This window comes from Cyclobacterium xiamenense, assembly GCF_900109255.1.
Classification (GTDB): Bacteria; Bacteroidota; Bacteroidia; order Cytophagales; family Cyclobacteriaceae; genus Cyclobacterium; species Cyclobacterium xiamenense.
On the sequence record NZ_FNZH01000010.1, the window covers coordinates 35515 to 55598 of the forward strand.

17 protein-coding genes and 1 pseudogene are annotated in these 20084 nt (G+C 49.9%); 8 read left to right on the forward strand and 10 right to left on the reverse strand.

Translation table 11 applies throughout. The annotated features are described in order from the left end of the window. Positions 1-69 precede the first annotated feature (69 nt). The 3 genes and pseudogenes from BMW71_RS20605 to BMW71_RS20610 all read right to left on the reverse strand — a co-directional run. Positions 70-2118 (reverse strand): penicillin acylase family protein, encoded by a 2049-nt coding sequence (locus BMW71_RS20605; RefSeq protein WP_092178265.1) that lies wholly within the window; start codon positions 2116-2118, stop codon positions 70-72. Positions 2119-2368: 250 nt separating this feature from the next. Next, positions 2369-2662 (reverse strand): rhodanese-like domain-containing protein, encoded by a 294-nt coding sequence (locus tag BMW71_RS23975; RefSeq protein ID WP_394333705.1) that lies wholly within the window; start codon positions 2660-2662, stop codon positions 2369-2371. Further along, a pseudogene (locus BMW71_RS20610) lies at positions 2645-3889 on the reverse strand (MFS transporter); the annotation flags it as partial. The gene BMW71_RS23975 and the pseudogene BMW71_RS20610, both read right to left, overlap by 18 nt. Before the next feature lie 121 nt (positions 3890-4010). On the opposite strand from BMW71_RS20610, the gene BMW71_RS24045 reads away from it, so the two are divergent. The 3 genes from BMW71_RS24045 to BMW71_RS20620 all read left to right on the forward strand — a co-directional run bounded on the left by BMW71_RS24045 (position 4011) and on the right by BMW71_RS20620 (position 5009). Next, positions 4011-4145, forward strand: a complete 135-nt coding sequence (locus tag BMW71_RS24045; protein WP_262485683.1) for a hypothetical protein — start codon at positions 4011-4013, stop codon at positions 4143-4145. 73 nt (positions 4146-4218) lie between these two features. Continuing rightward, on the forward strand, positions 4219-4611 hold the full coding sequence (locus BMW71_RS20615) for a hypothetical protein (protein ID WP_092178269.1): 393 nt from the start codon (positions 4219-4221) through the stop codon (positions 4609-4611). Next, a complete protein-coding gene (locus BMW71_RS20620; protein WP_092178271.1) occupies positions 4608-5009 on the forward strand; it encodes a hypothetical protein in 402 nt (133 codons plus the stop codon). Before BMW71_RS20615 ends, BMW71_RS20620 begins: the two co-directional genes overlap by 4 nt. 346 nt (positions 5010-5355) lie before the next feature. On the opposite strand, the gene BMW71_RS20625 is transcribed toward BMW71_RS20620, so the two are convergent. The 3 genes from BMW71_RS20625 to BMW71_RS20635 are packed head-to-tail and all read right to left on the reverse strand — an operon-like array spanning position 5356 to position 6979. Beyond that, entirely contained in the window at positions 5356-6042 is a 687-nt protein-coding gene (locus BMW71_RS20625) for a hypothetical protein (RefSeq protein WP_092178273.1), read from the reverse strand. Then, on the reverse strand, positions 6026-6517 hold the full coding sequence (locus BMW71_RS20630; protein ID WP_092178275.1) for an RNA polymerase sigma factor: 492 nt from the start codon (positions 6515-6517) through the stop codon (positions 6026-6028). The genes BMW71_RS20625 and BMW71_RS20630 overlap by 17 nt, the downstream gene beginning before the upstream one ends. A 12-nt stretch (positions 6518-6529) precedes the next feature. Beyond that, the gene (locus tag BMW71_RS20635) at positions 6530-6979 is read right to left on the reverse strand and encodes a hypothetical protein (protein ID WP_092178277.1); all 450 of its coding nucleotides are present in this window, start codon (positions 6977-6979) and stop codon (positions 6530-6532) included. A gap of 484 nt (positions 6980-7463) precedes the next feature. Between BMW71_RS20635 and BMW71_RS20640 the strand changes: the two genes are divergently transcribed. After that, entirely contained in the window at positions 7464-8930 is a 1467-nt protein-coding gene (locus BMW71_RS20640) for a pyruvate kinase (protein WP_092178279.1), read from the forward strand. 136 nt (positions 8931-9066) lie between these two features. Continuing rightward, positions 9067-11928, forward strand: a complete 2862-nt coding sequence (locus tag BMW71_RS20645) for an alpha-L-rhamnosidase (RefSeq protein ID WP_092178281.1) — start codon at positions 9067-9069, stop codon at positions 11926-11928. A 32-nt stretch (positions 11929-11960) separates the two neighbouring features. On the opposite strand, the gene BMW71_RS20650 is transcribed toward BMW71_RS20645, so the two are convergent. Genes BMW71_RS20650 through yiaK form a run of 3 tightly spaced genes read right to left on the reverse strand, consistent with a single transcriptional unit; the run spans position 11961 to position 14503 of the window. Beyond that, positions 11961-12941 carry a phosphotransferase gene (locus BMW71_RS20650; RefSeq protein WP_092178283.1) on the reverse strand — a complete coding sequence of 327 codons (981 nt, stop codon included), beginning with the start codon at positions 12939-12941 and terminating at the stop codon, positions 11961-11963. After that, entirely contained in the window at positions 12931-13434 is a 504-nt protein-coding gene (locus BMW71_RS20655) for a P-loop nucleotide/nucleoside kinase family protein (RefSeq protein WP_092178285.1), read from the reverse strand. Before BMW71_RS20655 ends, BMW71_RS20650 begins: the two co-directional genes overlap by 11 nt. Positions 13435-13486: 52 nt before the next feature. Then, positions 13487-14503, reverse strand: a complete 1017-nt coding sequence (gene yiaK / locus BMW71_RS20660) for a 3-dehydro-L-gulonate 2-dehydrogenase (RefSeq protein WP_092178287.1) — start codon at positions 14501-14503, stop codon at positions 13487-13489. Positions 14504-14678: 175 nt separating this feature from the next. Here yiaK and BMW71_RS20665 point away from each other — a divergent pair, with 175 nt between their 5' ends. Further along, on the forward strand, positions 14679-15692 hold the full coding sequence (locus BMW71_RS20665; RefSeq protein ID WP_092178427.1) for a zinc-binding alcohol dehydrogenase family protein: 1014 nt from the start codon (positions 14679-14681) through the stop codon (positions 15690-15692). 82 nt (positions 15693-15774) lie between these two features. Then, positions 15775-16245, forward strand: a complete 471-nt coding sequence (locus tag BMW71_RS20670) for a hypothetical protein (RefSeq protein ID WP_143057715.1) — start codon at positions 15775-15777, stop codon at positions 16243-16245. 117 nt (positions 16246-16362) lie between these two features. Here the strand turns inward: BMW71_RS20670 and BMW71_RS20675 are convergent, their stop codons facing one another. Then, positions 16363-18525 (reverse strand): glutamine synthetase III family protein, encoded by a 2163-nt coding sequence (locus BMW71_RS20675; protein ID WP_177179720.1) that lies wholly within the window; start codon positions 18523-18525, stop codon positions 16363-16365. A 234-nt stretch (positions 18526-18759) separates the two neighbouring features. Here BMW71_RS20675 and mtaB point away from each other — a divergent pair, with 234 nt between their 5' ends. Continuing rightward, positions 18760-20082: a tRNA (N(6)-L-threonylcarbamoyladenosine(37)-C(2))-methylthiotransferase MtaB gene (gene mtaB / locus BMW71_RS20680; RefSeq protein WP_092178431.1), complete on the forward strand. Its 1323-nt coding sequence runs from the start codon at positions 18760-18762 to the stop codon at positions 20080-20082. Positions 20083-20084: the final 2 nt, after the last annotated feature.

The window sequence follows — 20084 nt, forward strand, 5'->3', positions numbered from 1 at the left end:
ATATCTGAACACATTTGATATCAGCCTGTTGCGGATTTCGGATTCAACCTTGGGCTCGCAGCCGCCCGCTTACATTTCGCTTTCTTTTTCCACAAGTTCCAGATTAGCTTCCTGAGCTTCCCGGGTGTACCAGACATCCCGGAGTTGCTTTGCAGCCATTAGCGCCAATTGGTCTCCCACATGGGGGTTGTTTGGTTGGGTTGCGTTGCCGTAGCCCAGCACGGCTTTTGCGGTGACCGTATCTCCAAATTCCACGGCGCACACGTACGTTTCACCGGCATGGGAATAAAACTTACCGTCCTGTCCGGCAGCGTATTCCACGGTGCGGAACAAGCCCAGGCGGTTGGGTCCGCCGTTACCGGGGAATTCCTGCCCGCCCACCTTCAGGCGGAAATAATCGCCAAAGGCCGGGTCTAGTTTGCCCAACTGCCTGAGTTGCTCCCGGGCAACCTGTGCAACCGTCTCCAATACCATTTTGCGGTCCTTTAAGCCATCGGGCGAATAGAGGGCATTGTCCATTGACCAGGCCTCAGAAAAATACCCCGAAGTCCCCAACTCCCCGATCAGGTTATGGAAGAGCACCGCTCCGGTACTTCCCGCATCAAAGGAGCCGTCCCAGGTGGTTAGCACCTGCAGAGCGGCGAGTGTGAGGCTGTCCTGAGTTTCCGTTTTTAACTGTTCGAATTCGTCCATCAGGCGGAGGGCCAACTCGGACTTCGTATCGTGTTTCAGCGCAATAAAGTCTTCCAGAGACAGCTTACTGGCTTCCATGATCAGCTTTGCGGAGCGCTGGGGCCGAAACCCCATGGAATTCGGGGCGATATGCGAGGCGTAATCCGACGGGTGGATGGCTACCGGGAACGTACTGGTATACGGAGGATCGTTTGCATTCTGAATCCATCCACTACCGGGGTTGGTATACTGGGGAAGGGCTGCTGCCGGGTACAAGCCGTCCCACAGTTCCTCACTGGAAGAAGTGGCTTGCAGCTCTTGCCATTTCCCCCAGTCGCCGTTTTTTTTGGGTACATGCCCGCCAAATTGGTACAGGATATTGTCCTCCCGATCGCTGTAGACTACGTTGAATAGGGGCAGGGCATTCCGATCCAGAGCCGCTTGAAATCCCTCCAGGTTCTCCGCTTCCCCCATGGCACGCCATTGGGCAATGGGGTCCAGTGCTCCGTCACTATTCGGCCAACTGATGGCCAGCGCCTTGTCCCCCTGCTCTTCAATGATCATCCCAAACGCGGTGCGTTTCTTTTGTACCAGAAGCGGCTGCGGCCCACTGTCCGAACCAACCTGCAACGTCACACTGTCGATTTCGATGGCCTGGTAGTTCCCGTCGAGCAGGTACCGATTGTCCGAAACGGAAATTTCATAAAAATCCACATTGTCCAACGTGTTTACCGTATGTGTCCATCCCAGGTTTTCGTTGAAGGCGATTCCAAGCGTGGGCAGCCCCACCAGGGTGGTACCGTAGAGATTATTTCCTTCCTTGATTAGCTGGGCCTCAAAAAATAGCGAAAAACCACTCCAGGACAGGTGCGGGTTCGCCAGCAGCATGGCATTGCCCGAAGCCGTTTTGGATCCGTTGATGGCCCATGCGTTTGAGCCTGCGGTCCATTCCCGGGCTGCCTTCAGATTCCTTGCAATCAAAAACTCCAGGTACATCGCCCGAAAGGTATGGTAAACCACGTCCAGGGGACGGATGGGAAGTACCTGCCGCAAGTGCGGGTCCAGGTGTTCCGGATACTTTGTGGCGTAGGCATTTATTCCGCTAGCAAAGGAGGAAATTACCGTTTTGTCCGATTCCGTCATCCGGGCAAAGACCGTCTCTGCCGCGTCCAGCACACCGGTTTGGTGCAAGAGGATGTCTCTTTCCGGGTCGACTTCCCAGTATTCCGAGGATTTACCACGGGACTCCCCGTATAGTTTGAGTAGGAGATTGCCGTGATTCCGCATCTGAGCCCATCCCATCATTTTGTACAGACTACTGTCGGTGTCGGCATAGATATGGGGAATGCCCCAAGTATCCCACAGGATCTCGTTTTGGTATCCGGGATCTTTGCTTGAACAGGATAGTTGACAAATTAGACTAACCAAGAATAGTGCGTGTTTCATAGGTGCAGGTAACGAAAGCGTCTAACCACCCTACACTACCCGCAAATGAACAAACGGGCTACTCCAATTAGCCGTTGAACGGCGTGCGACCCTTTCTATCGCCGACGTTTTACGAAAAAAAAGCGGTCCACGGGTCGATGAAATTTTCGGTTTTAAACGCACCTTCTTGCTCGCTCCTGGCGTAAACGCTACACACTTGACTACAGCGGTTCTCCCTCCCTCGCCATGCCTGCCGTAACGGCCGCGATTGCTAGTAGCCATTTGCCTTCAACCAATTATTGGTCCCACCACAAAGCCAGATGGCGTTCCGTCCAAATTCCGTCAAAAGCTTTGCTCCGTCTGCCGAACGTCCGCCACCCTTGCCACAAGCGGTAACAAATTGCGTGTCTTTGTCTAGTTCGGAAACGCGATCTTTTAAGTCATTTAGGGATATATGCATCGCATCGGGAATGTGTGCTTGATCAAACTCCTCTTTACTTCGTACGTCAATGACTTGAATTTTTTTATTCGCTCGCAGTGCTTGTTTTACTTCGTCTGCGTCAATGCAGGCTTTCGTCCTTTTAATTTGTTCTGGCATACGGTATCGAATGATTAGCGAAGACATGATGGTCAATCCGCCAATTAAAAAAATGGCGTATTCAACGCCGAACAAGTCGGCTGTGATTCCAGAAATAACCGCTCCAAATGCATAGCCTAAATCTCTCCAAAGTCTGAACGAACCGATGCTTTCGGCACGTTGCCCGGGACTGGTGGCCTGGGCTATGGTCGAGAGGAAGGTAGGATATACCAATGCGGTTCCTAAACCCAAAATGGCCGAAATGGACGCCAGCAGGTAAAAGTCGCTACTAAATGGAATGAGTAAAATGGCTAAGCCTTGCAAAAGCATGCCCCAAAAGAGCATCGCTTTTTTTGAGTAATGGTCGGACATTTTGCCGGTAAATAGTTGTCCGATTCCCCAAACCGTTGGGTAAATGGCAGTAATTATTCCGATATTCTCGTTGTTGAAATGTAGGGATCCAAGTACGATCGGAAGTAAGCCCCATATCATTCCATCGTTCAGGTTATTGATCAGGCCTGCCTGAGTTACCGAACTCAAGGTCTTATTTTTAAAAGTTGTTTCTGAAAATACATTTTCCAGCTGTGCGGTAGTGTCTGTAGAACTTTCCTTGTGTACGAATACCCGGGTATCCTTTACCCACAAGGCTGTCAAAATAAAACCGACAATGGAGATAAAAACCCCGATATAAAAAGGATAAGGGGTGATCCCGTAAGTATTTGCGATGAAGCCTGTTAAAAAGGCCACGGCACCCACAGCAACGTAACCGGCAAATTCGTTTAAACCCATGGCTAATCCGCGGTCTTTTTCGCCAACCAGGTCAATCTTCATGACCACGGTACTGCTCCAGGTCAACCCCTGACTAATTCCTAACAGCATGTTGGCAACAATCACAAAGCCCCAACTGGGTGCATACATGAGCATAAACGGAATCGGAATCGCCAAAAGCCAACCAAACAGCAATAAGTTTTTACGCCCAAACCTATTGGCCAGACGTCCCGTGTAGTAGTTGGCAACGGCCTTGGTTAGTCCAAATGCTGTAATGAAGGAAAGAAGGGCGGTTTTTGAAGCAATGCCAAATTCCAATTCGGCAAATTGCGGAAAGATGGAACGTTCCATTCCAATCATTCCCCCCACGAAAGCATTTACGATCACCAATAGCGTAAATTGCTTCCAGTTTTCTTTTAGGCCGAGTTTTATAGGATCTGTATGCATGGTGCTTATCTTTAGGTACAAAGTTCGAGTGATTCGTAGACGAATCATTTTACAAATGATAAATAATTTCAGTGTCTTTCTTTTAACGTCAAAGGCATGAATACCCTAAAACGGTCAGTCCTTGATTCAATACCCAGGGCCTATCCATACCGAACCTAAGTCGCAGATGGCAAACACCTGGATGCCGCTTTTCCAGGCAATGACCCAACGATTGTATCCGACTCAGGTACAGGCACCTTCCGCCGGCAACTGGTGAAAAAATAGGCGGGGTATCCGTTTCAATTTGTCAGAAAATCGAGTAATTTTATCCAGAACCTTCTGACCTGCCTATGGATAGTACACAATATCTCTTAGTAATAGATATCATGATTAGCCTTGCCGTTGCCTACGTGGTCCTTGAAATCCTACTCAACGTGAACGGCATAGACAACGACACCTCGAACCTACTCCTGCTGGAATGGTCCAGGGGGCGCGGGTTTTTTATTCCCTTTGCCCTGGGAGCAATCGCCGGGCACTTGTTTTTGGGGACCACCAATACCGCCTTTCAATTGAGCAATGGGGTTTTTCCGGTACTCATCCTATTTGGGCTGGCGATAGGGATGGTGGTGATTGGGTTTTATTGGCCCTTTAAAAAATCAAAGGCCTTCCTTTCGGCACTGCTACTGGCGGGCCTGTTGTACGGGCACTTCTTTTGGTCCATGAACTACCTGGAAACACCATGAATAAACTACATCGGTTTTTAAAAAGCCACTTATCGGAAATTCGGACGATAAAGATCGTCGTGGCCTCCTTGCTGGCATTGATGGTGCTGATCGATATCGTGCTCGTAATGCTGGAGGGAAAGGAATTTCCGACCTTCAGCTACGTGGTCAAAAATCTCCGACACCGACTGATTTGGTTTACCTTTCTCTATGGAGGACTGGTCGCCAAAATTTTTTTCAACCGAAAAGTCGGCGAGCAGGAAAAAGAAGCAACCGGATTGCTTGCCTTTTTTTCCATGGTGTTTTTGCTTTTTGTACTTGGAAGAAATTTGGAGGGAGAACCCAGTTTGTTTCTTCAGGTACTATTGATGATCTCGGGTGGCATTCTGGCCTACCGGGCCTGGCCTCAATACCAGTAGTGGGCCGGTTATCTGGCAGCCAGCGCTGCTGAGGTCCGTAGAAAGATGTTGCAGAGAGGTTGACGAAGTTTTTGAAAAAGCGTCGGGCTACTTGTTCGGGGAGGGCTCAATTTCAACCCGCAGAAGCGCGAGTTGCGGGAAGGCCTGCCCCACCAATAAGAAAACTGCTACTTCATGCGCTGAAAACAGTACTGCGTCGACGCAAGTGTTTTTTCTTACAGTGATCTCTTCCCTGGTTAAACTATACCGGATCCGTCGGTTTTATCAACCAAATACTACCATTACCAGCCAACCGTGTATCGGTCGCTGCCAATCGTATACCCATTTCGAATAGCTAAAGGAAATTTCAGGTATCCCGATTGTCTGTTTCAACGCGTTCGTTTCGTAATGTCTCCATATCGGTCTTAATTTCATCCAGCTTTCGAAGTACTGCTCCATAGACAACGGTTAAATCCCAGTCGAAGATTCTTCCTCCAACGTAAGCAAGGAAAAGCATCAGTAATAGCACACTTACGATGATGATTACCGGTACGCCGAGAAGTAAGACGGCTCCCGGATCGTTCGCAATCAACGCATGCGTAATGGCATCACCCCATCGCTTGCCGTTTACCTGGAACTGCCAAAAACCGAGTACGATGAATAAAAAAAACAGCGGATAATAGAATCGGGCCATCAACCTATTTACCCGAACGAGTTCTTTTAGCCAATGAGCGAACGCCTTGACGTACCGATAACTGTTTTCGCTCGTGTCAATCTCCGATAATGTCCTGGAAAACTTTCTGTTGACAAGTACGATACTACTGAGCGTCAGAAAAAACCCGATTCCCATAAGCGGAATCCCGATCAAAAAAGAAACTGCCAAAAATAACACGGAACCGGCAACGATTGCAATCTGGTTGATTCTGAACATTCGTTTAAACTTCTCGATTACGTGTATGGATTTTTGCTTGTACAAGTTGTTCAGCGTCGGGGCGACCAAGGCATCTTCGGCTAGAAACCCTTGTTTCCATATTGATTCAATTGACTTTTCCATCCATTAGTTTCTTTAATCGTTCTTTGATTCGCGTGATGCGTACACCAATATTGTTTGGGTTGGTACCGGTAATATCGGCGATTTCCTGGTAAGACTTCTCTTCCAGGTAAAGTAACACGATGCCCCGATCTACCTCCGACAGCAGTTTGATGGCATCGTATAAGTGATTGAGCGCTTCATCTGGAAATACCGGACTGGTTTCTACCAATTCGTTCGGTAAAAATTCAGACGTGAAAAACTGCGGATCGTTTTTCTTTTTTTTCAGTAGGGTCAAACTCACATTCAGTGCCAACCGATACACCCAGGTAGACCAGTCCGACTGTCCTCCGAAGTTGTTTCTGGTTCTCCAAATTTGCAAACATACCTCCTGATAGTAATCTTCAAAGTCCTCTTGCGAATTCGTGTATGCCCGGCATATCTTTATAATGATTGCGGCATAGGGCTTAATCCATATTTCGTAGAAGTCGGTACTCAAGTATCTTCCTGATTAAATCAAATTTCCCGACGATTTCGCCCGAGATTCCAAATAAATTGCTACGATAATACCAATTAAGGTCCCCACGGAAATACCCAAAGAAATACCTAACGAACGGGCGAACCCTGAGAACCATACAATGCCAAGCAATAGGCCCAATGCGGCCCCAAGACCGATACCCAGCTTCTGGTAGTACCCTTTGGTCACAAAAGAAAAGCGTTCGTTCAAATAGCGTTCAAACCGCCCAAGTGCCTTTTTGTAATGCGCTATCTTTTTTGTTGGATCGATCAATTCCAATGCATCTAATTTCGATTCCAGGGATTCAATCTCAGGTTGGGTGAGACCCCTCCGTTCCAGCTTGGAGAGTAGTCGTATAAAGGCCTGATAGACGTTTATTTCTGACTTTTTGGTAGTCTCGGCTACCAACCGGCGAAAATGGGCAATGGCTTTTTTACCTGTCATGATTTCGTTTTTCTTGGTTAGTGGCTCAAGTCCGGAAAATATTACACCTTAACGAATTATTTTTTTTAATTAACAGGTAAATGAATAAATCTGGTCTTTCGCTAGTGGTGGCAAGGGGGGTATTGCCAGAAACGTGACCGATCTGGGAACTCTATACTTAGGAAAACGAGCGCATGCAACTCTCAATTCCGCATGTTCCTAAAAACAAGTCGCTTGTATTATTTTCAATGCCGTCCTTTCCGCGCATCAAATTAATCATTCTGGACAACTAAGGACCTACTGGGATGTTTTTTTTCAGAAAAAGGCCCCTGGATTTGCGACGATTGAGAAGAGATTGAAGGAGAGACGGGTACTTGGAGCTGGGTAAAATGCATCCATCCCTTTGGCCCTTTCTTCCGTTAAACCGATTGATGAAAACATCTCCCGGGCGCTCGCCCGGGATTTTTGCACCAGGAACATAAAATATCTCCTATATTTACTTTCGATGGAAGACGCATTGGAACAACTCGATCGGGAACTCGCTTCCCTGGAACAGGGCATCTTGGACGCCAAAAAACAACACCAACAGCAACTGGCGGAACTGCCCAAACGCTGCCAGCAAGCCGCGGCTAACCTGATCCAATACCTTTACTTCCGAAGCGAGGACCGGAAATCCCTTCAGGAACAATTGCACCTCTACGGCCTCTCGGCCTTATCCAATTCGGAAAACCATATCCACCGGCAGATTCAAACCATCCGCGAACGCCTGGGCTTCCGCTATGCACCTGAGGAACGCAACTCCTGCACCTACGCCTACAGCCAGGAACAATTGGCGGCCAATAGCCGGGAACTCTTTGGCGAGGCCGATAATCCCGGAATGCCGGCCATCATGGTGACCTTCGATACGGGTTTTGCCCGAGATTCCTCCACCATCGAAGCCCTTCTGCTGCACGGCATGAATGTGGCGCGCATCAACTGTGCCCACGATGATGAAGCGGTCTGGAAATCCATGATTGAGCAAATCAGGAGTGCGGAAAAGGCTACGGGAAAAAGCTGTAAAATTCACATCGACCTGGCCGGGCCAAAAATTCGAACCCGCCTGCTCGGAAAAGGTCAAAAGCGGGGAAAGGTGAAAGTGGCCGTTGGAGACCAGGTTTGGCTAGCTGAAACCACCCATGGCTTCGATTCCGAAGACATTGTCCTGCATCCCAACGAAGAGGGAATCATCGCCTCCCTGGAACTGGGGCAACGGGTCTTTATCGACGACGGAGCAATCGGTGGGCATATCAGCGCCACGCTGCCTGGAAAGGTCGCCGTGAGCATCGAGCGCGTTTCTTCCAAAAAAGGCTGGCTCAAGGAAGGAAAGGGAATTAATTTTCCGGATAGTCGACTAACGATCCCGTCGCTGACCGACTTCGATATCGAATGCCTGCGTTTCGTCTGCGAGCATGCCGATACGCTGGGCTACTCCTTTGTCAAAACGCCTCAGGACATAGGCCGCCTACGGGAAGCCATGCAAAAACAGGGCTGCAATGCGCCCGCGATAGTGTACAAGATCGAAACCCCGGATTCAGTAGCAAATTTGCCTGCCTTGATTTTGGAAGGGATGAAGTCCCCGCCATTTGGGGTCATGATCGCCCGGGGCGACCTGGCCGTGGAAATCGGCTTTGAACGCATGGGGGAAATCCAGGAGGAAATCCTATGGATCTGCGAAGCGGCCCACGTGCCGGTGGTCTGGGCCACTCAGGTACTCGAAAACCTACACAAATCGGGGATGCCTACCCGCTCTGAGATTACAGACGCCGGCCAGGCGGTCTTGGCAGAATGCGTCATGATCAACAAGGGTGCACACACCATTCCCGTCTTGAAAAGCCTAAAAGAAATCATGGAACGTACCAGCGGACGGCGTACCAAAAAGAAGTTTACCCTGGGGCACTTGCACATCGCCCGGGACTTTTTTCAACCCGGCTAGCTCTTTCATTCATCAAGGGCTAAGCTGAAAAAACGGATGTCCTTCCTCTCAGGGCCATGCGCTTTGGACCGGGACAGTGCGGGATGGGCTATTCGGAAAAGTTACGTAGCTTTACTTCGTTCCATCTCTCATTCCGATGAAAAATTCCCTGATCTGTTGGTTGCTATTGTTGCTGGCAGGCCCTGCTGCGCTGGCAAACAGCGACCTGACCCCCACGCAACTCCGCGTGGAATACCGAACCAATCCCTTCACCGACGAAGCGAAGCCCCGGCTAAGCTGGGTACTTGAGTCCGGCCGGAGAAATCAACACCAATCGGCCTACCGGATACTGGTGGCTAGCAAGCCGGAACTGCTGGAAGCAGGTCAGGCCGACTTGTGGGACAGCGGTAAGATCGCCAACGACCAGACCGCACAGGTAGTATATGGGGGCACCGCACTAACTTCCCGGCAACAATGCTTCTGGAAGGTCCAGAGCTGGGATAAGGAGGGGCAGCCCGGCCCCTGGAGTCAGGCAGCTAGCTGGGAAATGGGTCTGCTGGAAGCCGCGGACTGGAAAGCGGCCTGGATTGGAAAGGATTTTGCTCCCGGCACAGCACCGGCACCCTTCAAAGGAAAAGAGTTGTTGCTACCACCGGCGCCCATCTTCCGAAAAGAGGTCAGTGTTGGGCAAAAGCTGGTAAAAGCCCGTTTGTACATCACAGCATTGGGGCTGTTCGAATTCAAAATAAATGGGCAACGGATAGGCAAGGATTACCTGGCACCGGGCTGGACGGATTACAACCAACGCGTGTATTACCAGGCCTACGATGTCACGGAGCACCTGAAAAGCGGGAAGCAGGTCTTACAGGCCCGCTTGTCCTATGGCTGGTACAGCGGCTATATCGGGTACGCATTGCTGGTGGGCAATCCGGTGGTCCGGGCCTTTTACGGCGAAGTCCCCGCCCTGAAAGCCCAACTGGAGCTTACCTACGAAAACGGACAAACACAAACTGTGGCCACGGGCAGCGACTGGAATGTCAGCAGCGGCGGGCTGTCGGAATCAGATATCCTGCATGGAGAAACCTACGATGCGCGCGAGGAGCCCGAAAACTGGCACCTTCCCGGCTATGACGACAGTCATTGGGAGGCAGCCGAACACATTGCCACTGCTGAGCGCCAGTTGCAGCTCTACCCGGCACAACCGGTACAGGTGACCGACACGCTTTCACCCGTTTCCATTACCGAACGTACCAATGGAACATTCATCGTAAACCTGGGGCAAAATATTGCGGGCCTGATCCGGCTACGGGTAAAAGGAAAGGCGGGCGATAAAATCGTTCTTCGTTTTGGCGAAATGCTCCATCCCGACGGGCGCCTGATGGTCGAAAACCTCCGCATGGCCCGGGCCACCGATACGTATATTCTAAAAGGCGATCCAGAGGGCGAGGAATGGGTTCCCGGATTTACTTACCACGGATTTCAATACGTAGAGGTGACGGGATTTCCGGGAACGCCCCAAAAGGAAAATTTTACCGGATTGGTTCTGGGATCGAATACGCCCCGTGCGGGGCATTTTGAAACCGACCATCCCCTGGTCAACCAACTGTACCAAAACATCGTTTGGACCCAACGGGCCAACTTTGTCGACATTCCCACCGATTGCCCACAACGGGACGAACGCATGGGATGGACAGGAGATGCGCAGATTTACGGAGGAACATCGGCATTGAATATGGATGTAGCGGCTTTCTTTACCAAGTGGATCCGGGATTTGCAGGATGCACAGTGGGAATCCGGAGCCTATCCCGACTACGCCCCCGCCCCTTCGGTACGGGCAAGCGACACCTTTGCCCCGGGCTGGATGGAAGCCGGCATCATCAACCCCTATGAAATGTACCGGGCCTATGGCGATACACGGATCATCGAACGCTCCTGGGAAAACATGGAAAAGTTCATGGCCTTTCACGCCAAAAGAAGCGGGGATCGGTACATCTACCCGGAAGGCTCCTTTGCCGACCTTTCTCCCAAAGGAGGCTACGGGGACTGGCTATCCATAGGCAAAAAAACGCCACCGGATATGTTGGCAACGATCTATTACGGCTACACCGCACAGCTGATGGCTGAAATGGCAGCAGCCATTGGTAAATCAACCAGGGCGCTGCACTACCAGGAACTGGCCGGGAAAATCAAAGCGGCTTTTGCTTCCCACTACCTGGACGAGACTTCCGGTAAACTGACCACCAACCCCAAACCTTATGGAGACGGCTCGGGCTATGTAGACGGACACCAGGGTTTTTCCGGCCATACCCAAACTGCCTATGCCAACGCCATTTACCACGATTTCCTTAGCAAATCCCAACAAGAAGCGGCAGGAAAACACCTGGCTGACTTGTTGGCAGCAAACGGGGAAAAACTGGCTACCGGGTTTCTGGGAGTAAAACAATTGTTGCCAGCATTATCCGCTACCGGCCGTTCCGACCTGGCCTACCAGTTGCTGCTGACCACTGAATATCCTTCCTGGGGCTTTGAGATTGAAAACGGTGCCACTACCATCTGGGAGCGCTGGGACAGCTACGTCAAAGACGACCCGGAAAAAATGGAATCCTTGAACGCAGGCATGAATTCATTCAGCCACTATGCCTTTGGCTCGGTATACGAATGGATGTTTCGAAACATGGCCGGTATCCGGGCGGAGCTACCCGGGTACAAATCGTTTACTATTGCGCCGGAAATCCCCAAAAAGGAGATCCACCGTGCGCAGGCCAGCTATCAATCCATTCACGGCGAAATCCTGAGCTCCTGGAAAAGATCCGATAGTAGCCTGTCACTGGAAGTAGTCATTCCTGTCAATACCCGGGCCGTTGTCTGGATTCCTACCGATGATCCCGCGTCGGTACTGCTGGACGGCAAATCGCTGCACGGGCAGGCCGATATCAGCCTGGGAAATTTTCTGGACGGTAGGCAGGCGGTCGTACTCGGTTCGGGCAGATACCGGTTTGAAAGCACCTTGCATCCCTAATATACCGGCTGGAACCGCGTTTCCGACGGAATCTACTTCTTTTCCTCCTGCCGGAGGTAGCGTTCCATCAGGGCCAAATAGCAGGCCTGCTCCTTTCGTCTTTCAGGTGTTGGATTCATGCCCAGGACTTTTGCACGTACATTCGCCCGCAGGCATTTGTAGTAGGTAAAAATAGAAGCGTCTCGCCCGGTATCCAATATAGGGATCCGTTTCAAGTAGGTTTCCATAAATAAGCCAGCCAAAGAATCCTCCCCGTAGCGCTCCAAATCCATGCAGAGAAACGCCACTTCGTACAGGAGGTCGATGGTACGGATACTTTTACTGAACTCGATGCAATCGAACAAAACCGGCTTCTCGGACAGAAACACGTTGCCTGCATGCAAATCCCCGTGCAGGTCTCGCACATAGCCCAATTGTACCCGCTCCTTAAAGCGCCCGCGGTGTGTTTCCAAAAACGAATCGCTCCACCGAACGGCTTCCTTCAGAAATGTGCGTTGCTCGGCTGTGTAACGAAGGGAGGGGTTTACTATATCAGCAAAAAGTGCTTTCGCCGCTGTCAGTTGGAAGGGAACCATCTCGGCAGGCTGCCGGCGGTGGAATAAGGCCACTTTTTCGGCAAGCTTTTTTACCTGTTGCTCAGTTACTTTTCCCTGCTTCAGAAGCTTGTCCATCCGGTACTCCTCGGGCTGGCGCCTCATCACCACAGCGTATTCCCGCACGGTCCCCCGTTTTCCATCCAGGTACCAGTTTCCATTCAGGTGGGTGATCGGACAACAGCGGTCGTAAATGGCCGAAAATCGGCTATTCAAACGAACCTCTTCCCGGCAAAAATGGGCCCGGGACGCCAGCGTAGAATAATCGAGAAAGGAAAGTTTAATGGGTTTTTTCAACTTGAAGGCCCATTTTTCGCTAAGTATGATCCATGAAATGTGGGTCTCTATCAGCTGACCCTCTATGCGGCGCCCTTTATAGATTCCTTCTCTTGCTACTTGTTGAACTTCCTCAGTTTTCATGGATTTGGTCCAGGTATGCTTGTGCTCGTTCGATCATGACCTCGATCTGTCCATCCTCGGAGCAGATATCCAGATGGCCCTGATCGATGGGATCAAAATCAGCTTTTAGTTTTTCATATACGGCAACATCCGCTTCACTTTCCTCCCTGCGTTTGGACAGGCGTTGCTTCACCACCATTTCGTCCGCCACTATTTGTATACAGGCGAAGGGTTGCCGGTACCTTTTAGCAATTTTTGCGAAGGGAAGACGATGAGCGCGCTGCTGAAAAGTCGCATCCACCAAAACAGCGTTACCCAGCGCCAAAAGCCTGTCGGTACGTTTTTCCATCGCGGCGTAAACACGTTGCCGGTCTTCGGGGGCATACTGTCCCCTCCTATTCAATTCAATACGTACCCTATCGCTACTTAAGTAGACCAATCCGCGCGCTTTTGCCAATCGTTTGGCAAAAAAACTCTTGCCCGATCCCGGTAGCCCCATGATCAATACAACCATGTAATAAAGGTAGTGAAAATTCGCATAAGATTCCTGGAATTAGGAAGGCAGGTTATCCGCACAGTTGCTGTACCTGTTCCCAAATATCAGGTGCCACAGGCACGCCAAGTGCCAGGTTTTCTTTCCTTCGCTCAAGTGATTTTTCTCCGGGGTAGCTTACCTCACCGCCCGCAAATACCGCCGACTGCTTTAAATCCTCCAGTATCCGGCTAAAGTGTTTCTCCATTTCCTCCTGAATCCATCCCAACTTTTCGATGTGGAAACAGAGAAAGAATTGGGAAATACCGTATTCTTCCCCTTGCGCGCCTATCTCGTGGCTGGCTTTTCCCCCGGAGAGACCTGAAGCGAGTATGTCCAGCATCAGCGATAAGCCCGCTCCTTTCCAAAGCCCCGCCGGCAGGGCCAGTTGCCGGGCCAGTACCTCCGCCGGATTATGCGTGAGCGCCCCTTCCGCGTCAAACCCTGCCGGGTAAGGCAGCTCTTTTTTCTCCCCCTCATACATGCTCATTTTGCCGTAGGAATATTGCGTCATGGCCATATCCAGGACGATGGCTTCGGTTTTGTAGGGAACTGCCAGCACCAGGGGGTTATTTCCCAGCTTTGGCTCACTCCCTCCCCATGCCGGCATGTTTGGGATGGTATTGGTAAAACAGATACCGATACAACCGGCTTCCGCCGCCTGCCAGCCGTAATTCCCGGCACGCATCCAATGGTTGGTATTGTTTAGAGCCACGCACCCAATACCATTTTCGGCCGCCAGGTCAATGGCCCGACCCATCGCCAACTTGGCGTTGTACATGCCCGGCCCCTGCTTTCCATTCCAGCGCTCCATGACCGGTAGGGAAAATTCGATTTCCGGCTCCGCATCCGGCTTTACATGACGCCTTTTTACCTGTTCCAGGAAAGAAGGAAATCGGTTCAAGCCATGGGAAGCTACCCCATCCAAACTGGATTTGGCAAAAAGTTCGGCACAGAGAGCCGCTTTTTGGTCTGGGAATCCCGTCTTTTTCAAAACAGTTTCCAGGGTAGATTTCAATTGTTGGTACGGAACCCGTAGCGTCGTGTCCATTGGTAGATTTGGTTTATTTCTGCTTACCAAGGTACTAAAGGCAGCTTTCGGAAACCAAATTAACAGGGGAATATTCCAGAAATACCGGCCGGCTATTTGCACAAATACGCCGATTCGTATACAGATTTATGCTGGATTATTTACTTTTGTATCCGACCAAAGCCTAGCAACCTCTATGAAAGCAATCCGCTGTGAACGTCCCGGTTTATTTCTCCTACACGAAATAGCCATACCGGAACCAGGAAAAAATGAGGCACTGCTTCAGATCAGGAAGGTCGGTATATGCGGAACGGATTTGCATGCATTCGCAGGAAATCAGGCTTTTTTCTCCTATCCCAGAATCCTTGGGCACGAGATTGCCGCCCGCGTCAGCCGATCGAACAGCGCAAACCTGGAGGAAGGAACCCCGGTTGTCGTCATTCCCTACATTCACTGCGGGGAGTGCATCGCCTGTAAGGTGGGTAAGACCAACTGTTGTGAACGGCTAAAGGTGCTAGGTGTACACACCGATGGTGCCATGCAGGAGTTTCTGGTGGTTAGCGAATCCCTGCTCATACCCACGCCCCGCCTCACCTGGACAGAAATGGCCATGGTGGAACCTCTTTCCGTAGCTGCCCATGCGGTGAATCGGGCCCGTATCAAAAAGGGCGACCGGGTACTGGTTATGGGCTGTGGCCCGATCGGTCTTGCCTTGCTCGTCTATGCCAAACTTGCCGGGGCAGAGGTGACGGCCATGGACCTCAATGAAGAACGCCTGGCTGCCGCTGCCAAGGACTTTTTTGCTGACCAGCTGCTAGCTGTCAAAAATAATGGCTCTGCCGAATCCGCGACAATCAACGCGTTCCAGGTAGTATTTGATGCCACGGGAAACAAACAAGCCATGGAATCCGGCCCCGGATACGTCTGCCATGGCGGCACCTACGTATTGGTCGGGCTTTACAAAGCGGACTTATGTTTCCACCATCCGGCCATTCATGCGAAGGAATTAACGTTGCTTTGTAGCCGAAACGCTACCAAAGACGACTTTCTTTTTGTCATCGAAAGCCTGGAAAAAAAGCAATTTCCTGCGGAGGCTTACCACAGCCATAGCCTTCCCTTTGCGGAAGTACCCGGGAAATTCGAGACATTGACAGGGCCTGCAAACACGGTAATCAAAGCCATGGTTGACTTTCCTGAGGTACTGCCCTAAAAGGAAACGGCAGCCATATTGGTTTGGTTTTTGTGAATTAATGTATCAATTTGAAGATCAATCAGCAATTAAATCCAGCTTTATGCATGCATTACTGCTTTCTCTTCTGATTTTGGGCATGAGTTGCCTACCCTTCCGTGTCAAAGGTCAGATCGGAAGTCAATACAGCATATTGAAAACCAATAATGCATACGTCATTAAAACCGACGCTAAAGACTATACCCGGATCAACACCGAACGACTGGGATTGGACTGTTCCTCCATGTCACTGAGTGAGGAGTTAAATTTTGATAAAATCGCCTCCTATTTTGATGAGGAATCCAAAACGGTGTTCCGAAACATAAAAATTCAGGCTCGGGTATACATCGACATATTGGGAGAGGTCAGAGACCTGTATTTTATCTGTGAAAATGATCCCGAAAAGCACGGAGTGGATTTTGCGAGACTGGAAAAAGCAATCCGGCGCAGAATGAGGGTGGAGCAAAACAAAGAGTGCCTGCCAAAGTTTGACGAACAGTTTGTTTCCTGGTACATTCCACTGTACCAATTTTAAGGGGCCAAGCCGTACAGAAACGGCTGTTACCAAAGAAATAAATCCGCTTCCTCCACTCGCTGAAAATAAAAAAAGCCCGGAAATATCCGGGCTTTCGTTCACGGGCTTCGCCTGTGTTTATTTTAGAAATAACATTTCCCGGTATTTAGTCAACGGCCACGACTCGTCATCTACAAGTAGTTCCAGCTTATCAACAGCATACCGGATCTTATCAAAGAAGGCATCTTTTACATCGGTACTGTAAAGCTTGGCTTTTTCCGAAATATCTTCCACTTTGTTCACCCGCTTTCGTGCTTCGATCATGTTGCTGACGTTGGACTTAAGCGATTCAATGTGTTTGGAAATTTCTTCGATGGTCTCAATCGCCGCGCGGTGATCCAGTCCCAAACCTTTCAAGCCATTTGCATTAACTATGAGCTTGTTTTGGTACAGAATGGCGGTGGGGATGATGTGATTCAGCGCCAGGTCACCCATTACCCGAGATTCGATCTGTACCTTCATTACGTAATTTTCCAGTCGGATTTCGTGACGGGCATGCAGCTCTTTCTCGTTCAAAACATTGTGTCGTTTGTAAAGATCGGCTACCTGCTTGGACAGCAAGACGTCCAGTGCATCTGCCGTACTTTTCAAGTTGGAGAGTCCACGCTTCTCGGCTTCTTTCTCCCACTCTTCGGAGTATCCGTCGCCTTCGAACCTGACTTTTTTGCTTTCCTTGATGTATTTTCTCAGCACATCCACGATGGCAATTTTCTTTTCCTTTCCTGCATCGATCTCTTTGTCGATGTCTTTTTTCATCTCCTTCAGGACATCGGCCACGATTACATTCAACGCAGTCATTGGACCGGCCGGGTTGGCACTGGATCCTACAGCACGGAATTCAAACTTGTTTCCGGTGAAGGCGAAAGGAGAAGTACGGTTACGATCCGTATTGTCCAATATGATTTCCGGGATTTTGGAAATACCCAGCTTCATGTACATATTATCTCCCTTTTCGATCTTGATGTTTCCGTTTTTCTCCAACTCGTCCAGGATACCGGTAAGGGTGGATCCCAGGAATACGGAGATAATGGCGGGAGGAGCCTCGTTCGCTCCCAATCGAAAGTCGTTTCCAGCGGAGGCGATGCTGGCACGCAGCAAGTCCGCATTTTTGTAAACTGCCTTTAGCGTGGCCACCAGGAAGCACAGAAATTGCAGGTTTTCCCGGGCGGAATTGCTAGGTTGGAAGAGGTTTACACCCGTGTCGGTGATCAGCGACCAGTTGTTGTGCTTACCGCTACCGTTTAGACCGGCGAAAGGTTTTTCGTGAAACAATACCTTCAGCCCATGCTTTTCAGCCACTTTTTCCATCACATCCATTAGGAGCAGGTTGTGATCGGTGGCCTTATTGATGTCTTCAAACAAGGGAGCCACTTCAAATTGTCCGGGTGCTACCTCGTTGTGACGGGTAGAAACCGGGATGCCTAATTTCAGGGCTTCGATTTCAAAATCCTTCATGTATTCCTTCACGCGGGAAGGAATGGAACCGAAATAATGATCGTCCAACTGCTGGCCTCTGGCGGGATTGTGACCGAATACGGTCCTTCCAGCCATTACCAGGTCGGGCCGGGTGGCGTACAATGCCCGATCAATGACAAAGTATTCCTGCTCCACTCCCAACGAAGGGTTTACTTTTTTTACATTCCGATCGAAATACTGGCAAATATCGACAGCTGCATTGTTAATTGCTTCGGTCGATCTTATGAGGGGGGTCTTAAAATCCAGGGCTTCGCCTGTGAAAGAAACAAAAATGGTTGGAATACAAAGCGTCTGATCGAAAATGAAGATGGGGGAACTGGGATCCCATGCCGTGTAACCACGGGCTTCGAAGGTAGTCCGAATGCCTCCACTAGGGAATGAAGATGCATCCGGCTCTTGCTGGACCAGCGCGCTTCCCTTGAATTTTTCCATGCCGGAGAGGGCGTCGAAGAACGTATCGTGCTTTTCAGCAGTGGAACCGGTAAGGGGCTGAAACCAGTGGGTGTAATGGGTGGCACCTTTGGACAATGCCCAGCTTTTTACCGCAGTGGCGATCTCGTCGGCGGTGGACATGTCTATTTTGGTTCCTTTTTCGATAGCCGTGCTGACTTTTTTAAATACAGGACTTGCCAGAGTTTCCTGCATTTCTTTCAGGCCAAAAACCTGCGATCCGAAGTAGTCGGAAATCTTTAAGGAAGGAGCGACCGCAGCAACCTTTGGCCTGCCCTGAACCTTCATTAATGCTTGTTGTCTTAGTGTTGCCATTGTTAGAGTTTATGGTTTAAAAACTACGTACAAATGTAGAAAAATAAATGAATCTTTACTATAATTGGTAAGAATTAGAGGTGTTGCGCATTATTTTTACACTTTTGGCAACAAAATACGACCGAATATCCATCAAAACGGTGCGAAAAATCGCATTGGATGAGATTTTTTACAAAAATGGAAAACTCGATTCAATTCACTAACTTTGCAGCCTACGGAAAAAACACCATCGGTTTGAAAAAAGTAGCATTTTATACGCTAGGTTGTAAGTTAAACTACGCGGAAACCTCCACAATCAGCAGGATGTTTGAGCAGAAGGGGTATCTAAAGGTATCCTTCGACGAACGCCCGGATATTTTCATTATCAATACCTGTTCGGTTACGGAAAACGCAGACAAAAAATGTAAAAAACTGGTGCGGGAGGCGAAAAAGATTTCTCCTAACGGCTTCGTAGCCATTATTGGCTGCTATGCCCAGCTAAAACCGAAGGAAATTTCCGAAATTTCGGGCGTGGATGCCGTTTTGGGAGCCGCAGAAAAATTTCGACTCCTGGAATTGTTGGATGATTTTTCGGTGCAGCAAGAGGCCCGGGTTTTTGCTTCCGGCATACAAGAGGCGCAGGAATTTCATCAGGCATTCAGCATGCACGACCGAACCCGTACGTTTCTCAAAGTTCAGGACGGATGCAATTACGGTTGTGCCTTTTGCACCATTCCTCTGGCACGTGGAAAAAGCAGAAGTGAGCGTATCGATAACGTGCTCGAATCTGCGCGGCAGATTGCCGCGACGGAAGTAAAGGAAGTGGTACTAACCGGAGTGAATATCGGTGATTTTGGCATCCAAGATGGGAAACGAAAGGAGCATTTCATCGACTTGATCCGGGCATTGGATAAAGTCAGCGGAATCGATCGATTTCGCATTTCCTCCATCGAGCCAAACCTGCTGACCAACGAGGCCATTTCTTTTGTGGCCTCTTCGGAGCGATTTGTGCCCCATTTCCACATTCCCCTTCAATCCGGAAGCAATACCCTGCTGCGAAAGATGGGCCGCAGGTACCTACGGGAGTTGTACCAGGATCGGGTGGAAAAAATCAAAACCCTTATGCCCCATTGTAGCATAGGAGCCGATGTGATCGTGGGTTTTCCCGGAGAGACCGAGGAGCGTTTCCTGGAAACCTATGAATTTTTGAAAAACCTGCCAGTCTCCTACCTGCACGTGTTTACCTTTTCGGAACGGGCAAATACCCGGGCTGCCGAAATGGAAGACGTAGTGCCCATGAACGTCCGAAACCAACGGTCTAAAATGCTGCGAATCCTTTCGGAAAAGAAAAAAAGGGCCTTTTACGAGGAGAATTTGGGCAAAACGTTCCAGGTACTTTTCGAAGAAGACATAGAGGATGGAAAGATGCATGGATTTACGGAAAATTACATCCGGGTTCGGGCAAAATACGATCCGGTTTTGATCAACGAAATAAAAACCGTCACGCTGACCGAAATCAACGAAAAAGGTACGGTAGAGGTATGGGAGCCCGAACACGAGGTCCAGGTACACGGCTGACC